The organism is Prevotella heparinolytica, assembly GCF_002998535.1.
GTDB classification, from domain to species: domain Bacteria; phylum Bacteroidota; class Bacteroidia; order Bacteroidales; family Bacteroidaceae; genus Bacteroides; species Bacteroides heparinolyticus.
In genome coordinates this window covers 2,917,384-2,939,089 of sequence record NZ_CP027234.1, presented here as the reverse complement: position 1 = coordinate 2,939,089, position 21,706 = coordinate 2,917,384, and the positions used below count along the sequence as shown (strand labels likewise).

The 21,706-nt window shown below is 44.1% G+C and carries 14 protein-coding genes; all 14 read right to left on the bottom strand.

Going from position 1 to position 21,706, the window contains the following annotated elements; genetic code table 11:
* Positions 1-11 precede the first annotated feature (11 nt).
* Positions 12-1,502 carry a TolC family protein gene (locus C3V43_RS11725; protein WP_106069964.1) on the bottom strand — a complete coding sequence of 497 codons (1,491 nt, stop codon included), beginning with the start codon at positions 1,500-1,502 and terminating at the stop codon, positions 12-14.
* An 11-nt stretch (positions 1,503-1,513) separates the two neighbouring features.
* Positions 1,514-4,600, bottom strand: coding sequence for an efflux RND transporter permease subunit (locus tag C3V43_RS11720; RefSeq protein ID WP_106069963.1), 3,087 nt, complete (start codon positions 4,598-4,600; stop codon positions 1,514-1,516).
* Between the two features lie 13 nt (positions 4,601-4,613).
* Positions 4,614-5,693: an efflux RND transporter periplasmic adaptor subunit gene (locus C3V43_RS11715; protein WP_106069962.1), complete on the bottom strand. Its 1,080-nt coding sequence runs from the start codon at positions 5,691-5,693 to the stop codon at positions 4,614-4,616.
* Positions 5,694-5,829: 136 nt separating this feature from the next.
* Positions 5,830-7,446, bottom strand: coding sequence for an O-antigen ligase family protein (locus C3V43_RS11710; RefSeq protein ID WP_106069961.1), 1,617 nt, complete (start codon positions 7,444-7,446; stop codon positions 5,830-5,832).
* Entirely contained in the window at positions 7,443-8,330 is an 888-nt protein-coding gene (gene lepB, locus C3V43_RS11705; protein WP_106069960.1) for a signal peptidase I, read from the bottom strand. Before lepB ends, C3V43_RS11710 begins: the two co-directional genes overlap by 4 nt.
* A gap of 60 nt (positions 8,331-8,390) precedes the next feature.
* Entirely contained in the window at positions 8,391-10,274 is a 1,884-nt protein-coding gene (locus tag C3V43_RS11700) for a transglutaminase-like domain-containing protein (RefSeq protein ID WP_106042591.1), read from the bottom strand.
* Positions 10,275-10,360: 86 nt separating this feature from the next.
* Positions 10,361-11,050 (bottom strand): DUF1573 domain-containing protein, encoded by a 690-nt coding sequence (locus tag C3V43_RS11695; RefSeq protein ID WP_234819835.1) that lies wholly within the window; start codon positions 11,048-11,050, stop codon positions 10,361-10,363.
* A gap of 160 nt (positions 11,051-11,210) precedes the next feature.
* The gene (locus C3V43_RS11690; RefSeq protein WP_106069959.1) at positions 11,211-12,359 is read right to left on the bottom strand and encodes a DUF4934 domain-containing protein; all 1,149 of its coding nucleotides are present in this window, start codon (positions 12,357-12,359) and stop codon (positions 11,211-11,213) included.
* A gap of 104 nt (positions 12,360-12,463) precedes the next feature.
* The gene (locus tag C3V43_RS11685) at positions 12,464-12,724 is read right to left on the bottom strand and encodes an NVEALA domain-containing protein (protein ID WP_106042585.1); all 261 of its coding nucleotides are present in this window, start codon (positions 12,722-12,724) and stop codon (positions 12,464-12,466) included.
* Between the two features lie 345 nt (positions 12,725-13,069).
* A complete protein-coding gene (locus C3V43_RS11680; protein ID WP_106042583.1) occupies positions 13,070-14,116 on the bottom strand; it encodes a BF3164 family lipoprotein in 1,047 nt (348 codons plus the stop codon).
* A gap of 131 nt (positions 14,117-14,247) precedes the next feature.
* Positions 14,248-14,493: an NVEALA domain-containing protein gene (locus tag C3V43_RS11675; protein ID WP_106043429.1), complete on the bottom strand. Its 246-nt coding sequence runs from the start codon at positions 14,491-14,493 to the stop codon at positions 14,248-14,250.
* Positions 14,494-14,896: 403 nt separating this feature from the next.
* Positions 14,897-15,982 carry an IS110 family RNA-guided transposase gene (locus C3V43_RS11670; RefSeq protein WP_106068911.1) on the bottom strand — a complete coding sequence of 362 codons (1,086 nt, stop codon included), beginning with the start codon at positions 15,980-15,982 and terminating at the stop codon, positions 14,897-14,899.
* Between the two features lie 515 nt (positions 15,983-16,497).
* Positions 16,498-18,432, bottom strand: a complete 1,935-nt coding sequence (locus tag C3V43_RS11665) for a SusD/RagB family nutrient-binding outer membrane lipoprotein (RefSeq protein WP_106069958.1) — start codon at positions 18,430-18,432, stop codon at positions 16,498-16,500.
* 20 nt (positions 18,433-18,452) lie between these two features.
* Positions 18,453-21,617, bottom strand: a complete 3,165-nt coding sequence (locus C3V43_RS11660; protein ID WP_106069957.1) for a SusC/RagA family TonB-linked outer membrane protein — start codon at positions 21,615-21,617, stop codon at positions 18,453-18,455.
* Positions 21,618-21,706 lie beyond the last annotated feature (89 nt).

The following is a 21,706-nucleotide window of genomic DNA, read 5'->3' as shown; positions in this document are numbered from 1 at the left end:
GCAATGAATGATTAACGGTCAGTGGCTGACGATTGGCGATAATCGAATTTTTCGGAAAGTGAAAAACCCGATGCAAAATCGTGCAAAGTCAACTTACGTATTTTATAATAATTCAGCCAGTAATTCTGTAAGGCAGAGATATAGTTTCGCTGTGCCTCCTGCTGGCGGTTCAGCGAAAGGGTCAGACTGTTGATGTCCGCCTTGCCTATGATAAAACGCTGACGGGTCTCATTGTATGCAAGAATGGCAAGGTCGAGCGCCTCTTCGGCACTTGCCACCAATTCCTGCTGTATATTGAAATCGCTCACTGTCATAATCACCTCCTCTTCAATGCTGACTTCACTTTGCCGGGCGGAAGTTTTTACCACATTCAGGTTGTTCTTCGCCATGTTGTATTTCCCTTTCCTCACTCCCCAATCCACCAATGGAATGGACACACTGACCGACACCATTTCCTGCTGCATGGGACGCTTGTATGCTTCCCCTATTTTTTCAGCCACTTGGTTAAAACCGACACTGGCATTGATACCGGCATTGAACCGAGATTCTTTTTTTGCCTTATCCACGCTCTGTTCGGCTTCCAATATGCTCTGGCGAAGTTCCAAGAATTTAGGATTATTGACCTGAGCAGCCTGCAAAGCTTCATCCACCGATATGGTTAATGATTGCGGACGACTTGGAAGCATCACTCTGATATTCGTGTTTTTTTCCATATTCAGAAAAGAAGCTAAAGAGAACATGGCACGTTTCAATGCACTGGTAGCGTTCTGCAACGTATTGCGTGCATTCACCACATCGAGTTTCAGCGTCAACAAATCTGCACGGCTGATGGCGGCAATCTTCAGGCGTTGCATTCCGATGCGATAAAGAGTATCGGTAGACACGGCGTTCTCTTTCGCCAAGTCATATTCAGCCTGTGCCATGGCAAGGGCAAAGAAGTGAGTGGTGACTTGCTCGGACACCTGTTCGGTATTATAGAGATACTCCTTCTTTACCTTTTCATACTTCAAAGGTTCTATTTTGCGCTCCCAGCGAAAAGGATTATAGCCTACCAAACTTTGAGAATAGCCTAAACGTATCGGCACACTGGTAAACTGAGTATACTTATTGCTGCCGAAGCTACGCATATAACCTAACTCCGTATCTAAATAGAAAGTACCTCCCGTCAAGTCTAAATTCTGTCTGATGGCAAGATTGCCGTAAGCTTGGAAAGATTGCTGACTGCGGTAGATATCAAGGTTTTGCTCCGAATCGTATCGCTTGGTAATGTCACGGTTGTATTGCGCCGGTGTCATGTTCAATGTCAGACTTGGAAGCCGATTTGCCTTGTATGTGCGATATTCCCAATAACCGGCCAGATACATGTTTTTAGTACGAAAAGCCTCCAGCGAACTGTCGTTTGCCAGTGCAATGGCCTGCTGCAAATCAAGCGTTATCCGCTCCTGAGCAGCCACTGCCAATGCTCCTATTGCAAACAGCAAAGTAAGAATCTTTTTTTTCATCTCGATAATTATCAAATCTTCTTGTCTAAAATACTCTTCTCTCTTTGGATAAACCAATATATCAACGGGATAATGAATAAACTCACCAGCGTTCCGATCAACATGGTTCCAATCATCGCTATGGAAAGCGGTTTCTGCAACTCCGAACCCATATCGAATGAAAACAGTAACGGCACCATGGCAAATATGGTGGTCAGCGAGGTCATGATAATAGGGCGAAGCCTCCTTCGGCCGGCTTCGTGAATGGCCTCCAGCAAAGGCATTCCCGTCTTTCTCAATTCATTGACGGCATCTATCTTCAGGATGGAGTCGTTGATGATGATACCGCACGTCACAATCAGTCCGATGGCAGACATCAGGTTCAGCGTATGTCCGCACGCCCACAACAGCAACAATGCGAAAGCCACATCCACCGGTATTTCGAGCAAAACGATAAGCGGTTGTACAAAGCTCTCGAACTGGGCGGCAAGAATAAAGTACATCAACAAAATAGAAATGAAAAGAATCACGACCAATTCATTCAGCATCTTCCGGTTTGAGAAGAAGCTTCCTGAAAAAGCCGTATCCCAATCTCCCGTAGCATCTGCCTCCTGCTTCACACTCTCCATCAATGGTGTGGCATCGGCCACTTCATAGAAACGGAACGGAATGTATTCGCCGTTGCGCCCCGATGTTATCGTCTTCAAGTCCTCCGCCGGCGTCATCTGTATCAACTCACGCAGCGGGACATACTCTTTCTCCCCCTTAGCATCCGTACGGGTCTGTATCAATGTCCGGCGCAACACATCATTTACAGTCTGTTCCTCCCCTACAATACCGATGGGCAAATATTGCCTGAAAGAATGTAACACCGCCACACTATTTTCCTTGAATGCAGTCTTCAATTCACGATAAAGTTCATCATACGAAACATTATACAGCAAGAGTTTTTCTTGCTGTATGCTGATGTTCAATTGATTCTCAAAAGCAATACCTGTAGACGCCATCCCTGTCACTTCGGCAAATCGCTGTTCCAATCCGCGCAATTCATCCGCCACCGGCATCTTCTCCTTGCTACGGGGATAAAGTTCCGCCACCACATCAGCCTCTCCGGTCACGAAAAGCTTCTCGAATACGGTTTCAGGTGGTGAAAAAGATACTATGGCCAACGGATATTCCCGCTTCACCCACCCGAAAACTCTCTTCTGCAAAGGAGCAATCTTTTCCGGCCCGGCAGTCTTGAAATACAATTCCGCTTCCGACGACGAGAGAGCCTGCTCTCGGTTCAACAGATAATCTTGTTGCCCGACGGCCGCCGTCTGTTCCACTGTTTCATCCGCTAACAACTTGAATAGCGCATCTACCCGATGCCTGTTTTCGTCCACATGTATATTTTCATTCCACTCCACACGGGCTATCAATTCGTTTTGGTCTATCTCGGGCATTCGTTCTTTGTCAATGAAATAAAACCAGAAGACACAAAGCGGAACGGATATCACACAAAAAGCGATGCACACCGCCTTATGAGAAAAGACCCAATCGATGCCTGCATCATAAAAACGGTCGAGTGTATGTTCTTTCAACGGATTCTTGATGCGGACGCGGGGCAACCACGACCTGCCGCGTATCCCCACACGATAAACTAGCATGTAGAGCACCGGCAGCAGCATGATACCCGTGAAGTAAGAAACCGACAGCCCCACAGTGACGGCAAACGCTTGGTCATAAAAAAGTGCCCCGGCAATGCCGCTCATAAATATCAATGGCAGAAACACGGCAACGGTAGTCAGCGACGAACTCAGCATCGGCGTAATCACCTCGCTCGTGCCCGCTACGCAAGCCCGCCTCAACGAATATCCCCGCTCGCGATACTGCGAAATATTCTCCGTCACGATAATGCTGCTGTCAATCATCATGCCCAACGCCAGAATCAGCCCGGAGAGGGAGATGATATTGAGCGACATCTTGAACAGATAGAAGAACAAGAAACAGATCACGATAGATACCACCATGCTCAATCCGATGATGAAAGGAGACTTCACATCCCCCAGAAAGAGCACAGCCACGATGCAGATAAACAGGAAACCCAACGAAAGATTCTGTTGCAGGTTGGAGATGGTATAATCCAGCAATTCCGTCTGATCGCGGCTGACACTGAATTCAATCTCCGGATATACCGCCTTGAAATATTCCATTGTGCGGTCTATGGCAAGCTTCATATCATCCATGTTCTCGTCCGCCTGCTTGATGACGGCCAAAGTAACGGCACGTTTGCCATTGCTCATCGAAACTCCCGTTTCCTCGACAGGCACAATGTCCACACGGCAAAAATCACCCAGACGGATGATGCGTCCCTCCTTGCGCAGCAGAATGTTTCTTACATCCTCTTCCGTCCGCAACAAGGTGGAAAATTTAATGTTATACTCATAATAACCGTCGCGCACGGTCATACTTCCCGGCTCCACATTGTTCTGAGCCAATGTCTTCTCCAGTTCTTCTATGGAAAGTCCCAGTACGGCCAGTTTATCAGGGTCAGGTGTAATCTGCAACCGACGTTGCTGCAGACCGGTTACATCCACCATCGCCACCTCGGTCAGTTGCTCGATACGGCGTTTTATCACATTCTCGGCAAACTCGCACAAATCAAGGAAAGCACGTTCATCCGTCTTGCCGTATGCACTGTCATTCTTTAGCGTCAGATTAAGGTAGAACACCGGAATATCCGTAGCACTCGCCTTTATCACTTTCGGACGGTCGGTATCCTTGGGCAGATAGTTCATGGCGGCATCAATCTTTTCGTTCACCTCGATGAAAGCAAGGTCGGTATTGGTTCCATAATCAAAGTTCAGGCGAATGATCCCCGCCCCATCGCGCGTCTCGCTGTTCATATCTTTCAGCTTAGCCACCTGAATGAGCTGCTGACGCAAAGGTTTCACCACGGTATTTTCCAGTTCACGCGCCGAAGTGTTTTGCGCCGACACCTGTACGGTGATCTCCGGGATGGCAATATCGGGCAACAAAGATACCGGCAAAGTGAAATAAGTCACCATCCCGACGATGAAGCATGCCGTGAATGCCATCAGCACGGCAATAGGCCGTTGTATCAAAAATTTAACCATCAATCTCCCGTTTTCAGTTTCCCATTCCTACGACTGAAACCAGTGCTTCATGCGCCAGATTCACATTTCCCGTCACAATCACCGTATCGCCTTCCTGCAAGGCATCCGCCGTCACCGTATAGCTTTTTGTGTTTTCCAATCCGGTCTGCACATAGTTCCATTGTGCCCTCCCATCTTTCAAGGTGAACACCACCTGTTTGCCCGAACGCAACACCACGGCACTTTTGGGTATCACAAGCTGCTTGCCCAACGAGCGGTGCACATGTACCCTGACATTCATGCCACTGAACAATTTTCCTTTATCGCTTACCGCCGCTTTCACCTTTACCATCCCCTTCTCGTCTACCAAAGGATTGATCTGCGCGATTCGACCCTCTTGCACGGCACCGGGTTCCGAATAAGGAGTTACAATCACCCTGTCACCACTCTTTATCAACGGTAGTTCGCTCTCCAAAACCGTAAAATCCACTTCCATTCCCTGAGTACCGATAATGGAGCAAAAAGCTTTCGATGCATCGGTTTCATTGAAAGGCTTGGAAAAAAGATTCGCCACTACTCCATCGAAAGGGGCAGTCAGCATAGCATGCTCCTCTTCGTATTCCGCAAGTTCGTATTGAAAGAAAGCCTGATCATAACCACTCTTCACACGGGCCAACTTCATGATGTCGGCGGGTATATTCTCCTTGCTGTCCACCGGATATCCCTGCCCGATCAGCACATCCTGCAACTCAAGCTTCGCTTTTTCCAAAGTCTCCGCAGCTTGTGCTTTCTTATTCTTCAAACGAAACTTATCCAGTTCTGCCAACTTTTGGCCTTTCACCACACGGTCGCCGTTCTTCACGTAGATATGCGCCACCACTCCCGCCGTTTCAAACCTCAAATCGGCCATCGCTTCGGCACTCACCTTTCCGTTGCTCACCAATTCATGGTCAAAGACCTCCCGTTTCAAGATTTGTACGGTCACTTCGTTCTTATTATCCGGCAATACGGTCGCCACCCCCGCTTCGGCAGCATTTTCTTTCTTACCTCCGGAGCAGGCCGTTAGCAGGCCGACCGCCATGCAGAGCAGGTATCTATGACTCTGTGCTTTCATGTTCACACTCTATTATTCAAGTAAATAATGTCACTAAATTACTAATTAAATTGAGAGCCTGTTTAATTTCCTTCAAAAAGTTTCTTTATCCGGCTCCTTTTCAACCTTTCCCTCTTTTTATTCCTCCATAGCCCGTTTATTCCTTTTTTCTCATTTCCTCTCTCATTTGGCGTATGGCGGTGGAATGCACTTTCGGTTCCTTCGTCAACACAATCTGTTTCATCTTTTTAAACTTTTCCGGCTGCCTGAAATCCGGCTCCGCATAAAGCTTAGCCAACAAATAGTAAGGGTAAATACGTCCCGGCAGGCGATGTATAGAACGGATGAACCATTTTTCCGCAGTCCGATAGCCGCCTGTTTGCTGGTAGTTCTTACCTATAATATTCAGTATCATAGGGTCATTGCTCCGCTGTAAAGCCTCTTTCAGAATGAGGTTGGAGGCTTCAAACTTTTGTGCCTTATGCAACACATGTCCATATTCAAATAAAAATGCAGCACGCTCTTTCAGCAAAGGATATAGGCGTTCATAATCTTTCTCCACCACTTGGCTGGCACCAGCATTATACAACACCTTTGCATTCATCCATTCGCGGCAAGCCTGCTCCACTCGTAAATCGTTCTTCAGACGAAAACCGGCAACTCCCGCCACCACTATTGCCAATATCAGCCATTGCCAACGATTACTGTCCGAAACACAAGCCGCAAGCAATGCCACCGATGTCACAATGAACACCGGCAGTTGTAGCGGATAAGAAGAAAAGGAAAAGACTATCAAAGAGAGAATAGCTCCGCAGATGCCATAACGCCCTTTCCGCATCCCCACGCAAAGACAGAGCACGACAATGCCCAGTAGGCACAAAGCCAATGGAATGCCCAACTCCACTGCCATTTGCAGATATTCATTGAAAGCATATTCGGGACTTCCCGCCACACGTTCCTCCCACTCTTCATAATCACCCGCTGCAAAATACGCTTCCTGCGCATTACCGTATGCCGCAGCAAAAAGTCCCACGCCATGTCCCGTCAACGGCTTCTCTGCAATGGCCATGCAAGTCATCCTCCACATAAACAGCCGTCCGCGTGCCGAGTCGGGCTTCAAAGCGAACAACAAGCCACCGGCCAATACCAAGACACACAATCCACCGGTCGCCGTCATTGCCATCTGCCCTTTGTGCCATCGCCAATAAGCGCATAGCCTATCTTTCCAATCTTTATGCAAGCCATACACCCACAAGCAAGAAACTCCTGCCGCCAGCCAGGCAGAGCGGCTCATGCCTGCCGGAAGCGCACAAACGATCAGCAGCCCCACACCACCCGAAACCACACATTCCGCAGTTTTTTTTTCTTTCTTACAGCCTGCCATCCATTGATGCAGGCATAGCGGAAGCACCATGGCCAGATAGCCCGAATAAGGACCCGGATTGAAAAAAGAGCCGGTCAAGGCAAACAAAGAATGACGGGAAACAACAAAACCGTAGAGCTGGCACACACCCCATGCGGCCTCCACTCCACCCCCAAAAATCAATGCCCAAGAAATGCAGTTTTCTAAATCACACCCCTCTCTCTTTGTCCGAAACGCCCACGACACCAAAAAGCAAAATGCAGCCGTTAAAGCTGCCTTGTCAAACCAAACCCACTGCCCTATGGTTTCCGCATTGGGCAATCCGGAAGAAGTGGCGCATACCAAAGACAATAAGACCACGCAAGCCATGCCTTCCGATACTCCTGTCAATATATTCCTCACCGCCATCATTCTATTCCTTTAAATATCCTGTGCCATCTCACTTTACCCCTATCCACATCCACCGATTTCCACACCATCCATGCGCGCCCCACGATGAAAGGTTCGGGCAACAATCCCCAGTAGCGGGAATCCTGTGAATTCTCGGCCTTATCACCCGCTACGAAATAATAGTTCTCACAAAAGCGATATTCATGTATCACACTGTCGTTCAACGACACATTTCCGACTTCATCTATCCGCAACCGGCTTTTCTGCTCCCACCCCACCAATTGCCTGTACAGCAACCACGACAAGCTATCCATCTTCACCACCTGCCCTTTGGCAGGAACGGGCAACGGCCCAAACTCCTTCACCGTCCACCCCTTTTTTTTGTTCCACGGAAAAGTGTTCATTTCCACACCCGTTGCGCCACTGTCCGGCAATTGTGCAATTTCTCTTTGGGCAGGCAGGTAACCCACCGCCTCATCGTGCCCGAAAATCTTGTAATACCCTCCCTTTATCTCCAGCGTATCGCCCGGCACGGCCACACAACGCTTCACGTAATACCTCATCACATCAAACGCAATGCTGTCCCATCGTTGCGGCCGATAAGGAAAGTTAAACACCAGCACATCGTTCCGTCTAAACTTCCGCCATCCCGGCACACGGTGTATCTCCACCTCCTTTCCATCCACGGCATCAAAGATATTGAACAAACGTGCGCCACCCGAACATTTATCCACCAGAATGCAGTCTCCCGGCCACAACGAAGGCTGCATGGAGTCCGAAGGAATCTTGAAAGAGGTAACAACAAACACCTGCAACACAACCAGTATCACAGCAAGCATACACAAGTAAAACAACACGTTTACCATTCTGTCCAGTCTCTTAAATAATCGCTTTCGCTCCTTCATCGTACTTCTCTTTTTGGTACACAATATTATCGGCCAGCTTTTCTTTTCAATCCGTATTATTTATCTTAAATGTCCCAGAAAATATTGTTTTCCTCCTTCCCACAAAAATATTTGCTCTTCTATTCCTTTCGTACAATTGTGTAACCTCAATACCGCATTCCCCGGCACTCCGTCAAACTCCACAAAGTCATCATCAGCCATTTTCCGTCCCAAAGAAACCCATCCCTCTGTTCCATTTTGGTATAACAACTCATACACTTCACCCTTTGTCACAAAATTATCATCATTGCGTGGCGTGAACTTCATCCCTCCCAACCTAACAGAAGCCCCCAAATCAAACAACAACTCCACCTCGCTTTTATACGATTGATAAAAAGAAAGCCTATCATTATCCCATGCTTTTTCTATTCCAAACTGCGTTCCTTTCGCTTCCGGAACAGCTTCCTCCACCACTCTGAAATCCACCTTTTCCATTCCGAGGGTATCGGTATAAAATTCCATTTCGGCAATTTCCAAACGTCTCTTCAAAGGTGAACAAATCCTGATATACCTGTATGCAGACGCCGAATGCATCTTTATGTATCGTGTCAAATCCAGCGTACTGTCATTCAACACCGCCAATATCTCCGCATTTACAAAATCTTTTCGATTGCATCCTTCCAAACGCATGCCATTCATTCCATAAAGGTGATTTTTCTGATGCACCGTTATCGGATATTTACGGTTAAGCCTGACTTTCAGCCGACAAACAGTGTCAGGTTCAAATACCCTTACTTCTTTTCCGTCCGGCATAAAGCAATAACCATTCTCAATCCACCTCTCTCCGTTTCTTCCCACCGGCATATAGATAACATCAGGTTCTATGTTCTGCACAATCCCATACTTCCCCTTAGCAGCGTAGCGGGCTATCGGCATCCAGCCTTCAAAAGCATACATGGCGAGAAATCCATCACCTTTCCGCTGCACCGGAAAACTAACACTGTTATTGCCGAAATACTCCTCTGTCACATCGCATAAATAAAAGTCACCGTCATAAGCAGGTATTTCCGCCTGATCAAAAAAAGAGCGATACACTTTCCCCTTACGCCTCCAGTTTTTCCAATCACGTTTCACCTCGGCTTTGTTATATTCTATCGGAATTGTCGCTCCTGTAGTATCTTTCAGCATATTCCATACATGCGAATGCCTCACCTCCGGCGAGTATTTGTACTGATCTATAGCCGAAGGAATACCCAGTGCACGCAATAAATAAAGCACAAAGTCACAATACTCATGACATGTACCTACCCTGCATTCCAACAAGAAAAGCGCACCATGATGAGGAAGATTGAAATCCGCAGAGTATTTGTATCCGGTACGAACTATCGGATGTTCCATTATCTTCGCCGCCGCCTCTACCACATCTGTTCCTGTGTAGATTGAATCAAGCAGTGGCAAAAAACGAGCTTTGTACACTTTCCTCCACCGTTCCAACGGTTCGTCTGCAATACGATAAGGAAGTATATATTTACAGAAATCTTCGAAAGAATAATATTTTCCCCAAGGAACTTCTTGCCATGTTTCAAAAGCAATATCAATATTCTCTATCAGATAATCGGCAGTCATTATCTGTGCGTCATATCTCTTTGGCAGTGTTTCGCGCGAAATCCGTTTCCACTTCTGTACAACCTCTTTCTTATCAGCCCATGTGTCCCTCAGAGCCTGCCTCACACTATCTGCTTCCGACAGCACGTAAGCAAACTTTTCTTTCATATTGGCAATAAGAAAGCGAGCGGCACGTAATTTCAGTTCATCATGTTTATAGTATTCCAAGACTTGTTCCAGCTCTGCTCTATTCTCACCGGCAAATACCAATGTTTCTTCCACTCTGCGCTCCTCTCTTGTTGTGCAAGCAGCCAAACAGCACCCCAACCATATCAGCATGGATATATAAACTTGCTTCATGTTAACTTATTCTTATAACCAAAGGAGTATCTTTCTCTCTTATGTTTTCCAATCTTTTTAATACGTCTTCAGATAAGTGCTTTTTCCTATTTTGCATTCCCGCTAACGTATAATATTATCGGAGATTCTTTTACATTACAATATACTGTTATCATTCTTTCAAAATAGCCACGTTGTTCAGCTTTATAGCAAACCTTAAGTTCTAACTTCTGCCCAGGTTGTACAGTCTCTTCATCATAAGAAACTGTAGTGCAATCACAAGAAGTCAAAGTACTATCTATAACAAGTGTTTTTTTCCCTATATTTCGTAGGAAAAAACTACGAAATTGAGGAACTTTGTAAGAAAATTCTCCCAAATCAAGCATAGTAGAACTTAAAGACATTTCAGGCTGAGTATTATTGGCTCTTCCCAATTCTTTCTTATAAAGCATCCAAATACTATTATTTCTTATCGGATTCCCAACAAGTATTATCTTATTATCTCTATCTAAAAGAAAAAACTGAAACTTTGAGTCTTTATTCAAACTATTCAAATTATAAAAAGAATTTGTAGTATCTATAAACACCGGATAATCAAATCGATGTTTATTCAACAAGCTTTTTATTACTGAATAATTATTACTATTAATAATGAATAAAAAAGAAACCTCCTCATTCACTTTTCTCATTTCTCTAATCTTTACCGACCACTCGTCCAAAGCCAAGTTACATTCCATACATTTTGCAGAATCTATATAGGCAACCAATTTAAACTCTTTAGATAATAAAGAATCCATTATAACATTGTTCAACATCTCCAATGGAAAAGAAATAGACTTTCCTTGCATTTTACTCACTATGTCTGATATTCTTTCTTTTTCTTTTGAAAAGGGATTGTTTCTGCAAGACATAAAGAAGATGCAACTCAATATAAATAATATACACCTACAACACATCTTATTTTTTCTTCAAATGATAAACAAGTAATACTGTACCACCTTCATTCATTTTTTTTAAGAAAGAGGAAGGTATAACATCTTTTTCTTGCACGTTATCATAAATCATTAGGTTCAATACACAAACAATTTGATTTTCATCCATAAAAACAGGGAAATTAAAGTCTCTAATTGTCAACTTACTAAAAAAATTCAAAACTCCCTCATAGCTTTTAATCATATACTTACCTGTTTTTATATCAAGACAAAACAAAGCTTTATTAGAGCCATAAAACATCGTTGCTAAAAACATTCTACCATTAAAGAAAGGGGTCTCATGGAAATAATTAAATCCACCAAATTTTCTTTCCGAAACAACATTCCTATAATCCATTCTAATATCATCAGGAATCGGCGTGTCATTCAGAGAGAGTATATATCTATTTGCCAATTTACCAGACTGTTCAAATAAAAAAATTTCGTCAGATATTGGATAATGATACACTATATTATTTCCACATCTTCTAAAACTTCCAATTTTAAGCTGCCCCTTGGTATCCGTTTCTTGGAATGGTAATATCTTGTGAATTATATTATATTGTTTATCAACTAATAAGACTTTTGCTTCAGTATAGATACTCCCATCCATTCCTAATAAAAAAGTTGATTCATTAGTTACAACAAAACTGTTTATCCCGGAAAATTTACCAATATAACTATATTCTTCTCGAAAAGAACCATCTAAGTTATATTCAATAATCTTTTTATTACGAATGTCCAAAAGAAAAATACCATGATCATTTACGTCAAAATCAAAGGTTCTGAAAAACTCTCCAGGTCCTCCTCCTTTACTCCCAACCATAAATAAAAACCTTCCTGACAAATCGAAAACTTTTACAGATTCTGTACCAAAAAAATCCAACACATAGATGCGCCCATTTTTTATTATACATTTATTTATATCTTTCAGCAATGCTTCCTCTTTCGAGTCCTCCAAAGATATAAATGAAAGTGAATCTACATATTCACCCATATCAAGAGTTTTAGAGAAAGTATTAACAGAACAAACTTCTTTCATCCCATCAGAAATAACAAAATTCACCTTTTCTTTATTTTTGCAAGCAACAAGAATAATAGATAGAACAAGCGTTAAACATAAGCTACGAAACATTTCTCTTCCTTTTTTTAATTATACAAATTAAGTTTCGTGATTTTATTTATCTGAAAAATTCAAACATAGAACCACGAAACTTAAGAAATCATATTACCATCTCATTATTTACATAAGACAGCTGTACACGGAGCGGTATTTTCGCATTTACAATGTATCCCGTCACCAGTAAACCAGAAAGGACAATCATACAATTCACTTGGGCCGCTATTACCATTACTATTAGCTTCGTCTCGTGCCAGTGCTTCCACATTAGCCAGCAATAAGTCAGACACCGTTTCTGCTCTCTGCGACTGATAGGCATTGTAGCCTGCAAATACTGCAACTACGGCAACTATCAAAATTGCAAAAATTTTCTTACTCATGTTTCTTTTTTTATGAGTTTAATAATCTGTTTTTCATTTCTTTCCGTATCTATCCTTTCAACGGAAAACGCAAGCATATTGCGTATTCACGATTTATCTGCTACCTTTGCCGTGACCTCCTTTCTTTAGCGGGTTATGGAATGGGTGAAACCGGATATTCCAAGAATCAAGTTTATCACCCATTCCTTTTATTTATATTCACACAAATCTTTTATTCTTTATCAAATGATGGAAGCAAAAATCTAAAAAAGATACAGAAACGGCAAATTTCCTGCCTGACAAAGTCTGACAAACACTCTTTTTTCTTCATTGTCAGACTTTGTCGGGTGATATCAAAATGACATTTCAATAAGTATATTCCACAATATGATTGTCAGGCCGATTGCTCACACCATAAATTTTATTTCGTTTTTTATCCACACAGAAAGTAAATATAGGGGCATCCAGAATATAAATTGTCTGCGGAACACCATCCCACGAGAAAGAAAACAATCTCTTGCAGAACGAGCTATGATCCTTTTCATCTACATACCCTCCATTATACAATACAAATAATTTATCACCTGCACTTTCCGGTGCAAAATAGGCATCCCGGTTCTTTCCCTTCACTTGCCGGGAAGTAATTCCATTTGCATCATGCACCTCTTTAAAATAAGAGAAGAAATGCTCCGGACCATGTATTCTCTTTTGCAACACTCCGGCAGCATTGTATATATCAATCAAGTCCGTCATATAATAACAAATGGCCAACCTATCCGTTCCATTGGAAGCAAATCCCATATAATAGGCATCCGTCCTTTCCATGTCAGAATAATCTATGGTCGAAACGGGGAAACCGGCAAATTCATTAACTTTTTTTCCCGTCCCATCAAAAACATACAATTGATGCTCTTTAAAATACGGATAGCCTACCAGTTTATCGCCAAGTATTTGCATGCTGGAGTTCACATTCTCCTCCAACTTTGTCTTGGTTGTCGGACGGGGTTCTGCATTTTCAATAAAATCCCTCAAGTCGTATTTATAAACTACAGAGGTTGCCATATCGACTATCTGCACACATGTTCCATCATTGTCAATAAACGAGGGCATCAACATTTCATCCGGGCCTTGTCCCCTTACCAGACGTTCGCCTATTTTCTTTCTTGTATTCAGATTATACACATTGCATAACTTCTCTCCTCCATATTCCAATGTAACCAATATGGAGTCATAAACTTGCAATTCGCTCGGATTCATGACCAAGTCATCAAATTCCAACAAATTTCCTTTCAATTCTATTTCAGCCTCAAAATCATTAAAACCAAAAATACGGGCATCCATATATCTATCTTTCTGCGAACAAGAAAATAGCATACAAGCACCCAATAACAAAAATACGACTTGCTTTTTCATTCTTTTGCTTTTTTAGATGAGGGTGTGTCAAAATGCCCTTTTTGAAAAAACTCCCCCTGCCACAGATAGCTGTAGCAGGGGTAAATTCTTATATTTTGGCATTATGACACACCCTCATCATTCGTTCTATTTTAATTCTTTCTATATGGCTCACAAACGGAGGTAACTCCTCCATAAATTCTTGTACACCTCCAGCCAGAGCAATAGTGACATACTTCTTCACATGAATGGGTTCCACCTTCTCTTGAGGCCAGTGCTTCCACATTAGCCAGCAATAAGTCAGACATCGTTTCCGCTCTCTGCGACTGATAAGCATTGTAGCCTGCAAATGTTGCAACTACTGCAACTATCAAGATTGCAAAAGTTTTCTTTTTCATTATTCTCTTTCCATTTAAAATCCAAACAAAGTTGGATAATTCATTAATAATTAACTTTAGTTTCATATCTTTTTGTCAGGATGTTAAGAGGAAGTAGGCTCTGCTGAGGAGCAACCTACCAGCAATAAGCATCCTAACGGTACGCAGTAATGCTACTTTGGGAGGCGGTTACACGCCTCTCTTTTTGTATTACTGATATCGTCTGATATGGCTAAGAAAACCTAACCATAATCCTATGGTAAAACAAACTTTCCACAGCAGACACCACACAAGGGGCTGCAAGTTCCTTTATCAGTCAAACCATTAATGAGGATTACAAACTTTTTTAAGCGGACTTCAAAGCCGCAAAGTAATGATAGTATTTTCCTCAAAAGAAAGTTGTTTTACCTTATAGGATTCTGTATCATTTGACAACACACGGTATATATTCCTTTTCATGTTTGAGTACATAATATATTCTGTTTACAAGCCGTCTGGCAATCTTTATGATTGACTTCTGGGGATTCATACGTTTACGGTATTCCGTATAGGCTACAGTCATTGCAGGATCCTTACGGATTGCAATCCATGCAGCTTCCACCAACAGGCAGCGGAGCATGAAATGGCGACGTACCGTTATATCCCCTGTGCCGTTACTCTCACCGCTCGAATGGCACATGGGTACCAGACCGATGAAAGAAGCCAGATGGTCCTCATTCCTGAAACGGACTATACCGTCAAGTTCAACCATCAGGGTAGCAGCTGTAGTAACGCCTATTCCGGGAACAGAAGTCAGAAGACGTATCGGCCTCTCAAAAGGTGCGTTACGTGATATCTCACGGATGGCACGTGTTTCCTGAAGAAGCATCTTACGCAAACGCACGAACTGCTCCAAGTGCAGTTCCAAAGTCTTCTTGCCATACTCTGTTGAGAGTTCGAGAGAATGAAGCCAAGTCAGGAAACGTTTTGACCAACATCCTATCGAGCATCGGGTAAACTCTTCGGGTATATCCACTCCATGAAAACGAAGCAATGACTTGATGCGGTTCTTCGCACGGGTGCTGTCTTTTACAATCAGGTTTCTCATCCTTATCAAAGAGCGCATTTCCAGGACATCCGCCTTGGGAACGTATATTCCTACCAGCGAACCGGAACGTAATTCACGAGCCAGCTTCTTACAATCCACGGCATCCGTCTTACGAAGTTTTTCCTTACTCATGGTCGGAACGTCGGCTGGATTGACCACGATGTTGGTTATTCCTAAATCCATCAACTTCTCGTGTATCCAAAAGCCGCAGAATCCGGCTTCATACACAGAGAAGTAATTGGCGCCCGGATAATTGCTGACAAGATACTTGTGCAATGCTTCCGGTTCCGGAATTTGGCTGAATCGATTCAGAACACTATGCTCTGATAAAATTGCAACCGACCAACTCTTCAGGTGGACATCAATTCCTACATAAATATTTTGACCACTGAAATCTAATGTGTTACTTTGTACACGTTTCATAAGCTATATCGTTATGAGTTAATATTGTTGTTATCACTTACAAAGTTAACTATAATGGTATAGCTTTTTTAGGGCTATATTATGTTATCCGTCACTTCCGATTTTAAACATAGGAACTTTTTTACTACATATTTTTAAAGGATATACAAACGTACTGTTTTTTTCTGATACCGCCGCATATCTGCTTTACAAATCGCAGATAGTCACTTCCACACTTCACCGCCTGTAAGTCCGCACTTCATCGTCCGTAAGTCCACACTTCATTGCCCGTAAGTCCACACTTTACCGCTCATAAGCCCACACCTTAGCCTCGCTCCGCCCTCATGTTACGGCGCATAAGGTGTGCTGCTTTTCCGTCTCCTCCATCTCCATGAAGTGCACCCCAAAAGTATTATGTCCAACTTTTGGGGTGCATTTCAGAATGAGCCCGGTACAATACCGAGCTCACTACTATAGAGATTTAAATAATTAGCGTTTATTTAACGTCCAACTTTCCGGGGGACACTTCAGTCTTCTTACTTTTTAGCCCACCATAGCGGAGTGAACACATCGTCAAGTCCTCCAAGCAATTGCACGGCCTGTTTGTAACCTTCGGGACTGCTGTTTTCCAAACCCGACGGGAATTTCAAGCGTTGCGGGAAGAACTTCGTCGTCTGCTTCATGTAGTTGGAGGCATTGAGACTGGGCATCGTACGAATGGCCTGTTCTACAGCCGGAGTCTCAAAGAAAGGCAAACCCAATCTGCGCTGATCGTTCCATGCTTCCAAGGGCAACCATGGCATTTGCGCAATGTATTTCTGCGTGATAATCTTTGTCAGATGGTCGTTCAATGCCTTGCCATACAGCGTTTCCGAAGCCACAGGATAGGTAAAGGTATAGGTCGATTCTGCTTTGGTATATCCATTCACCATCTTCATGGTTTTGGTCGCTGCCGGTTCGGCCACGTGTTCCCATTTTACGGAAGTTCCCACGTTGTTGTAATCCTCTGATGACAGATAAGCATCCGCAAAACCACTTACGCCGTGATATGCAAAACTTTCGCGTATGCCTTGTTCATAAGCGGCTTTGGCTGTCATAGGAACGCTCCATCCCTTCAGAGCTGCTTCTGCCAGCAGGAAGTAAGATTCCCAAGAGGCAAAGAAGATACGAGAAATTTCATTCTTACGATATTTCAATGAAAGATGCGGGATAGCCCAAGGCCAGTAATACATTTTGTTCAGTGAGCCCTTATCGCCCCATTCGCCACAAGCAGCCGCATTCCACGTAAATGTGGCATCCAGTTCTACCAGTCCGTCGGCATCGTCTTTATCCTTCAGTAATTTACGCTTCACTTCCTTATAGCGCTGGTTCCATGAAGGATACTTGCAATAGTTGGCGTCATCAAAATTACCAGGAATAGAGAAGAGTTTATAAGCACGAGGATCAACTACTTTATGCAAGCCATCGAACCAAAAGCCTTTTGAGGGATCGTTCGTGGCCAGAGCATAATGGTCAGCATAGCGCACGCCCATGTAGTCTGCCGGTTTGATGCGAGCCAACAAATCTTCTCTGCCGATCAGTTGTTCATCCGAAGTGATACCACCCAGACCTACGAGCAGGTTGTTCATCGTAGCTGAGAGAGGGAAATAGTTCCATTCGCGTGTCATGACACCTGTCAGCGCATCCCATCCCGGTTGTTCCTTAACCGCAAAATTATCGCCGCTCTCTGAAATGTAAGCCCCCTTGGCAGCAGCTTCAAATTCGGCCTTGGCTTTGGCGGCATCTACTTCGGAAAGGCGCATTGCCAAGCGCATACGCATGGAGTTGGCATACTTCACCCACTTGCCGAAGTCGAATTTATAAGCGCGGTCGCACTCTTTTTCCTTGTCATCGGCTTTTACATCAGTCTTAATCTTACTTGCAGCATCTTTCAGTTCATCCAGCATAAAGTAATAGACTTCTTTGCAAGAATTAAACTTCGGGTTTTTCCCTGCAAAAGCCTCAATAGGCATGGCACCGAAACTATCCGTGAACTCGCTCATCAGATATACTCGCCAGATGCGGGCCACTTCCTTCATATTGGGTATCACTTGGGCTTCGTGTGAATTCAGTTCGCCTTGCATCTTCTCGTCCGCCAATTTGATGGCAAGCACGATAGGCGACATCCAGCCGGCATAGTGAGCATAATAGTTACTGATCCAGTCGTCGTTATATTCGCCCACCGCAAGACCACCGTTCGTATTAGGGTCTACCTGTCGTGCAGCGGCCTGCCAGTTCAGCACAAAGCAACGCTCGGCCACTTCAGGATTCTGCTGAGTTTCGGTAATGGACTTGTTGATAGCATACTCCACACGTGCCTGCTCGAGGTTGGCAGCCGTAGGATTGGTATTTACTTCTTCAAAGTCGGAACATGAAGCCAACGTAAGCAGTCCGACGGGAAGCATATATAATAGATATTTATAGTTTTTCATATTCGCAAAAAGTTTTTAGTTTAGAATCCGAGAGTAACATTAAACAAATAGGTGCGTGAAGTAGGTGAGCTACCATACTCAAATCCTGTGGCATTGGTGCTTGTAGCATAGATCGATTCGGGGTCGATGCCGTTCATGTGGCTCTTCAGCATCCACACGTTGTTGCAAGAAACGCCCAACTTCAACTGTGTGAAAGGAGTCTTCTTCAGCTGTTGCTTGTTGAAGGCATAAGACAAGCCCAAGTTACGCAAACGGATATTGGTGGCACTATAAATATTGATTTCGCCCACACCGAGGTTTCCTCCTGCCACAGCATTCCAATATTGTTGTGTAGAGATTTCAGTGGTGTTTTTCTCATATTCTCCCTTTTCGTTTACGAATACACCATCCACCACCATTTGGGGACGCTCGCCGTTGACCACGGTCTTGTTGGACGTACCTGCCGCCTGCATCGTTTGGTGAGTACCCGAGAAGATATCGCCACCGAAACGAGAATCGATCAGGAAGTTCAACGACCATCCCTTATAATTAAAGGTGGAACTGATACCTAATAAAGCGTCCGGTTGCTGATCTCCAATTTTTTGTTTCTCGGTGGTTGCCGTAGGCAATCCGTTTTGAGTGATCAGCTTACCGTAGTAAGGCGATTTCTCATCAGTGACACGCTTCAGCACGGTTCCCCAGATTTCTCCGTAGTTTCCTCCGGCAGTGGCATATACCTGTAAGTTGTCGTAACCGCCCAAGGGATAAAGAGTGACTTCCTCATCGGCTGTCTTATAGAGTTCGATGATACGGTTTTTATTGGCAGAGAAGTTCACCATCAAATCCCAGCTGAAACCGTTCTTCAACTCTATCGGACGAGCGTTTACCATCAACTCAAAGCCCTTGTTCTCGATATTTCCGGCATTCACCTTACGTTTTTCATAACCGGAAAGGTTATCCATCGGCAAATTAATCAACTGGCGGGTAGCATTCGATTTATACCATGAGAAATCGAATCCCAAACGATTGTTGAAGAAACGTATCTCTGCTCCGAATTCCCACGACTTGATTAACTCCGAGCGTACATTGCTGTTATACAAAACCTTATCCTGAGATACAGTCGTTGTATTATCTGGTGCCTGACCGATAGAGTAAGTATTGTAAAGCTGATAAGGTTCAAGAGAGTTACCCACTTCTGCATACGAACCTCTCAGTTTTGCATAGGTAAACCATTCGGGCAACGGCTTGTCCATTTTCTCAAGCATTTCCGAGATTACCCATGATGCGGATATTGAAGGATAGAAGAACGAACGATTCTCTTTCGACAAGGTAGAAGACCAATCGTTACGGAATGTTCCGTCTATAAACAGGAAACCATTGTAGTTGATTTGAGCTGTACCATAAAGCGAGTTGATTTTCTTACGGCTGAAATCTTCGCCTACACTAACCGACTTCGTTGCATTATTTACTGTGAACAAATCGGGCACTTTCAATGCACCCGGGCTTGTAGAGATGGCCCGATGCCGGCGCATCATCAAGTTGCCTCCAAATGTTGCACTTCCACCCCACTTACCGAACAGATTGTCTTTGCGGGCACTAAGCAGGAAACTGTAGTTGTTCTCATAAAAACGTTCTTGCTTGATGGAATAGGTGTTCTGCAACGAACTGCCGGAATATGTCTTGTTCTCATACTCTGTGAAGTACATGTCCGAACCGGCTCTCAACTCGGCGTCCAGCCATGAGGTGAAGCGATATTTCAACGAGCCGCTCAACAAGAAACGATCGCGTACATCACGGTTCAGCTTGTGCGTTTCCATCCAATAAGGATTGATTTGCTGGCTACTGCCGTACCACAACATTTTGTTGTCCGAACGCGTGCCTGCCGAGAAATCGCGAATATCCATCGAGCGAGGTAACAAATACATGGCCAAGAAGTTATTGGAATTGTTCTTACCACTGATGGGACGATTTTGGGCCTCGGCGTTGATGTACTGTATCTTGGTATCAAATGTCCAACGGTCATCTTTTCCGAAAGTAGATGTGGCACGTGCCGTCAAGCCGGTACGTTTCAGTTTGGAACTCGGAATCTTGCTACTGTCATCCATGCGGGTGAGCGACGTATAGATTGACGTCTTGTTATATTGCTGTGTAAACGAGAACGTCTCCGTCAGATTGATACCGGTATTAAAATAGTTGCCCACGTTGTCGAACGAACTCATACGCACCTTCTGATCGTTCCAGTTTGTGTACTCCTGTCCTTCGATTTTCGGTCCCCAACTGGAGCCGGCGTCTTTGTCGAACGTACCGTTAGAACCTTGCCCGAATGAATTCTGCATCTTGGGCGACATGAAGATGGTTTCGGCCGATACGGTTCCCGAAATCGTGACACCCAATCCTTCGGTCTTGCGTCCGGACTTGGTAGTGATAAGGATAACACCGTTACCCGCACGCGAACCATAAAGAGCGGCAGCCGAAGCACCTTTCAGCACCGACATGGAAGCAATGTCATCAGAACTGATGTCCGAAATACCGTTACCCATATCCGCCGAAGGATTCCAAAAGTCATTATTCGCCGCTCCGGTGAAGTTCTCCATCGGAATACCGTCTACCACAATAAGCGGTTGGTTCAGGCCTGTCAATGAATTGTTTCCGCGCAATTGGATTTTAGAAGAACTGCCGGGGCCATTTCCCGAACGTATTATCTGCAAACCTGATACTTTTCCGGAAAGAGCGTTAGCCACATTAGTCTCACGAGCCTGCAAGATGTCGGCTCCCTTCACCTCTTGCATGGAGTAACCCAACGCTTTCTTTTCACGCTTGATGCCCAAAGCAGTCACCACCACTTCACCCAGTTGTTGCGAATCTTCTTTCAGTTGCAAACTCAAGCGTTGTTCGCCATTGTATTTCACGCTAAGAGTGGCATAACCGATGTATGACACTTCGATGACATCGCCCACCTTAACACCCGAAAGCGTAAATTCTCCGTTCACATTGGTGATGACTCCGTTCTGCGTACCTTTTACAATAACCGTTGCACCGACAACCGGACCGAGTTCATCACTCACAAGTCCTTTCACCGTACGTGTTTGCTGAACAACCAGCGCTTCATTCGCAATAGAATAACTGATTGAAGGACAAAGAATTACCCCCCCCATTAAGCAAAACAAGGAAATGGAGAGCACTTTAGATAATCTCTCTTTAACCATAGTAAAATTAGATTAGTTTAACATAAAAATACGGATGCAAACATACGACAATATTCGGAGTTTACAAATATCCGATACGCCTCATGTTG

Bases quoted from the DNA above. Each gene is read 5' to 3' on its own strand.
- C3V43_RS11715 (WP_106069962.1), bottom strand. From the start codon at position 5,693: ATGAAAGCACAGAGTCATAGATACCTGCTCTGCATGGCGGTCGGCCTG.
- C3V43_RS11725 (WP_106069964.1), bottom strand. From the start codon at position 1,502: ATGAAAAAAAAGATTCTTACTTTGCTGTTTGCAATAGGAGCATTGGCA.
- C3V43_RS11700 (WP_106042591.1), bottom strand. From the start codon at position 10,274: ATGAAGCAAGTTTATATATCCATGCTGATATGGTTGGGGTGCTGTTTG.
- C3V43_RS11720 (WP_106069963.1), bottom strand. From the start codon at position 4,600: ATGGTTAAATTTTTGATACAACGGCCTATTGCCGTGCTGATGGCATTC.
- C3V43_RS11695 (WP_234819835.1), bottom strand. From the start codon at position 11,050: ATGGATTCTTTATTATCTAAAGAGTTTAAATTGGTTGCCTATATAGAT.
- lepB (WP_106069960.1), bottom strand. From the start codon at position 8,330: ATGAAGGAGCGAAAGCGATTATTTAAGAGACTGGACAGAATGGTAAAC.
- C3V43_RS11680 (WP_106042583.1), bottom strand. From the start codon at position 14,116: ATGAAAAAGCAAGTCGTATTTTTGTTATTGGGTGCTTGTATGCTATTT.
- C3V43_RS11675 (WP_106043429.1), bottom strand. From the start codon at position 14,493: ATGAAAAAGAAAACTTTTGCAATCTTGATAGTTGCAGTAGTTGCAACA.
- C3V43_RS11670 (WP_106068911.1), bottom strand. From the start codon at position 15,982: ATGAAACGTGTACAAAGTAACACATTAGATTTCAGTGGTCAAAATATT.
- C3V43_RS11685 (WP_106042585.1), bottom strand. From the start codon at position 12,724: ATGAGTAAGAAAATTTTTGCAATTTTGATAGTTGCCGTAGTTGCAGTA.
- C3V43_RS11660 (WP_106069957.1), bottom strand. From the start codon at position 21,617: ATGGTTAAAGAGAGATTATCTAAAGTGCTCTCCATTTCCTTGTTTTGC.
- C3V43_RS11690 (WP_106069959.1), bottom strand. From the start codon at position 12,359: ATGTTTCGTAGCTTATGTTTAACGCTTGTTCTATCTATTATTCTTGTT.
- C3V43_RS11665 (WP_106069958.1), bottom strand. From the start codon at position 18,432: ATGAAAAACTATAAATATCTATTATATATGCTTCCCGTCGGACTGCTT.
- C3V43_RS11710 (WP_106069961.1), bottom strand. From the start codon at position 7,446: ATGATGGCGGTGAGGAATATATTGACAGGAGTATCGGAAGGCATGGCT.